The sequence below is a fragment of the Roseospira goensis genome, from assembly GCF_014197795.1.
Lineage (GTDB): Bacteria > Pseudomonadota > Alphaproteobacteria > Rhodospirillales > Rhodospirillaceae > Rhodospira > Rhodospira goensis.
The window spans coordinates 1-2,805 of sequence record NZ_JACIGI010000065.1; the positions used below are offsets into that span (position 1 = coordinate 1).

Genomic DNA, 2,805 nt, shown 5'->3' on the forward strand with positions numbered 1-2,805 from the left:
TCCGCCATTCCCCCATACAGGCCCGTGCGCAGCGATGCGTACGGGCCTTGTTTTTCTGGATTTTCCCTTCCCCTCAGTCCATATCTGTCCGCGTGAATGCGCGGCGAGCCGCGTCCGCGTGATGGACAGAACGATGGGCAGGCGAGGTGTGGGCAGGTGCCGGGCGATGGGTCGGCGGCCTGCCCATCACCGCCAGCTCATCAGGGGCGGGGAGGGCCGCAGGATGCGCGGCACACGGCGCCTGACGGCGCGCCAGGTCGCGACCACGACCGAGCCGGGGCTGTACGCCGACGGCGACGGGCTGTACCTGCGCGTCTCGCCGGCCGGGACGCGCGGCTGGATCTACCGCTACCAGATCGGCGGCCGCCGGCGGGACATGGGCCTGGGCCGCACGGCCGAGGTGTCCCTGGCCCGGGCGCGCGAGCTGGCGGGCGAGGCCCGCGCGCTGGTGCGGGACGGGCGCGATCCGATCGAGGCCCGCGAGGCGGCGCGCGCGGCCACCGCGGCCGAGGCGGCGGCCCGAGCGGCGCCCGTCCATACCGTGCGCGCGGCGGCCGAGGCGCTGCTGGCGGTGCGCCGGCCGGGCTGGAGCAGCCCGAAGAGCGCGCAGGCGTGGGAGGCTACGCTGGGCCGCTACGTCTATCCCGTCATCGGTGACCTGGACGTGGCGGCCGTGGACACCGAGGCCGTGCTGCGCGTGCTGACGCCGCTGTGGGCCGAGGTCCCCGAGACCGCCAGCCGCGTGCGCGGGCGCCTCGAGGCAATACTGGACTACGCCCGGGTGCGGGAGTGGCGCGGCGGCGACAACCCCGCGCGCTGGCGCGGTCACCTGGACCACCTGCTGGCCCGACCGCACGACCTGGCGCCGGTCCGGCATCATCGGGCGGTGCCGTGGCGCGCGATGCCGGCGGTGTGGCAGCAGGTACGCGCCGCCGACGGCCTGGGCGCGCGGGCGCTGGAGCTGGTGATCCTGACCGCCTGCCGGGTCGGCGAGGTGCGATGGGCGCGCTGGGACGAGATCGACCGGGAGGCCCGGCTGTGGGTGATCCCGGCCGAGCGAATGAAGGCCCGGCGCGCCCACCGGGTGCCGCTGACCGCGCCGGCGCTGGACCTGCTGCGTCGCCGGTGGGCGCGCCGGATCGAGCGCGGGCCAGGGGCCGAGCTGGTGTTTCCCGGCCAGCGCCGCGGCCGCCCGATCAGCGACATGACCCTGACCACGACGTGCCGGCGCCTGGGGCTACCGGCGGTGCCGCACGGGTTCCGCTCGTCGTTCCGCGACTGGGCGGCGGAGACGACGGCCGAGTCGCATGAGGTGTGCGAGGCCGCCCTGGCCCATGCGCCGCGCGACCGGGTGGTGGCAGCCTACCAGCGCGGCGACCTGCTGGACCGCCGCCGGCGCCTCATGGACGCGTGGGCGGCGTATCTGGCCGGGGAGGGTGACGGCGCGGCGGGCAGCTAGGCCGCGCCGCGCGTGGCCCGGATGCGCGCGGCGATCCACGCGGTCACCTCGCTGTCGCGCCACCAGGCGATACCGTCCTCCCGGATCGGCGCCGGGAATCGCCGCTCGCGGATGCGCTGATAGATGGCCGAGCGGCCGAGTCCGACCCGGTGCATCACCTCGGGCAGGCGGATCAGGCGCTCGTCGGCGGGGATGTCCCAGTCGTCGGTCATGGCCGCGCCCCCTCCTGCACCCGCACGAGCATGATGAGACCGCGGCGGTGGACGCCGCGCGGGGCGTGATCCGGCGGGTCCGGCGTCAGCAGGGCCGGCGTGTTGTCGTCGCCGCCCTGGGCCAGGGTCAGGCGTGGCGCCAGGGACCCGAGTGCCGCCACGTAGCGGCCGTTGAGGCCGAGGCGCATCGGCGCGCCGTTCGCGTCCCGGTCGATGTCCACCGCGTCCTCGGCCGCCACGGCGTCCGTGGCGGGGCAGGTGCTGACGGTGAGAGTGCCGCCCTCGGCCTCGTGCAGGATCGTGGAGCCGCCCTCGGCGGTGGTGCCGTAGGGCAGCAGGCCGCCCACCGCCGCCGTCCAGGCGGCGGTGTCGACCGTCCAGGACGGCAGTCCCGTGGCGTCGGGGAACAGGCGGCGGTAGCCGGGGAACCGACCGTCGATGGTTCTGGACGCCAGCGTGTCGCCGGTGGCGTCGATCGTCAGGCTGGCGATCGACGGGGTCACCGTCAGGGTGACGGGGGCGGCGGGGGCCGTGGCGGCCAACGCCTTCAGCCACACCGGCACGGTGTGGCGCGGGAGGATGGTCGGCGGCAGCGCCTCGGCGCCCGCCGGCGCCGGGGTCCATGCCTCCACCAGGCGGTGGCCGTCCGTCGCCGCGGCCACCAGCAGCGGGCCGTCTCCGTCCAGCCCGGCCGGCGGGTCCGGGTCGTGCCACAGGTGGATGCCGTTCAGGTAGTGCCGCACCTCCTCGGTGGAGATGGCCGGGCGCGGCACGTCCAGCAGCGCGCGCAGGGTGCCGGCGCCCAGGGCCAGGGTGGCGCCCTCGCCGGTGCCGCGCGGCCAGGCCGGGGCCGCGGCGGCGGACAGGCACGGCAGCTCGGCGCGGCGCCGGCCGCTGCGCGCCACCAGGCGGGTGCCGCCGCGGTCCGGCGCCAGCGTGATCCGGGCGCCGGCCGGCGCGTCGCGCGCGAACGCCACCAGGCGGCCGTCCACGGCCACCGCGCCGGCGTGCTCCACGGCGGCCGGGATGGCGGCGCGGGCCCACTGGTCCAGGTCGGTGGCGGTGACGGTCACGCCGTCCGCGCGGGTCGCGAGCAGGACGTGGGACAGGATGGGGATCGTGGACTTGGCGGCG

General features: G+C 76.9%; 3 protein-coding genes. 1 reads left to right on the forward strand and 2 read right to left on the reverse strand.

Annotated elements, in window-relative coordinates:
* The first annotated feature begins 223 nt into the window (after positions 1–223).
* Complete coding sequence (locus GGD88_RS18120) at positions 224–1,459, forward strand: tyrosine-type recombinase/integrase (protein WP_184438123.1); 1,236 nt, start codon at positions 224–226, stop codon at positions 1,457–1,459.
* Here the strand turns inward: GGD88_RS18120 and GGD88_RS18125 are convergent.
* Both GGD88_RS18125 and GGD88_RS19235 read right to left on the reverse strand, forming a co-directional pair.
* The gene (locus GGD88_RS18125) at positions 1,456–1,671 is read right to left on the reverse strand and encodes a helix-turn-helix transcriptional regulator (RefSeq protein WP_184438125.1); all 216 of its coding nucleotides are present in this window, start codon (positions 1,669–1,671) and stop codon (positions 1,456–1,458) included. The two genes, GGD88_RS18120 and GGD88_RS18125, sit on opposite strands and share 4 nt — an antisense overlap.
* On the reverse strand, positions 1,668–2,805 hold a 1,138-nt coding region (locus tag GGD88_RS19235), incomplete at its 5' end, for a DNA polymerase III subunit beta (RefSeq protein WP_184438127.1). The genes GGD88_RS18125 and GGD88_RS19235, both read right to left, overlap by 4 nt.

What these genes read in the sequence shown, in the direction of transcription:
- GGD88_RS18120 (WP_184438123.1), top strand. Translation starts at nt 224, where the DNA reads ATGCGCGGCACACGGCGCCTGACGGCGCGCCAGGTCGCGACCACGACC.
- GGD88_RS18125 (WP_184438125.1), bottom strand. Translation starts at nt 1,671, where the DNA reads ATGACCGACGACTGGGACATCCCCGCCGACGAGCGCCTGATCCGCCTG.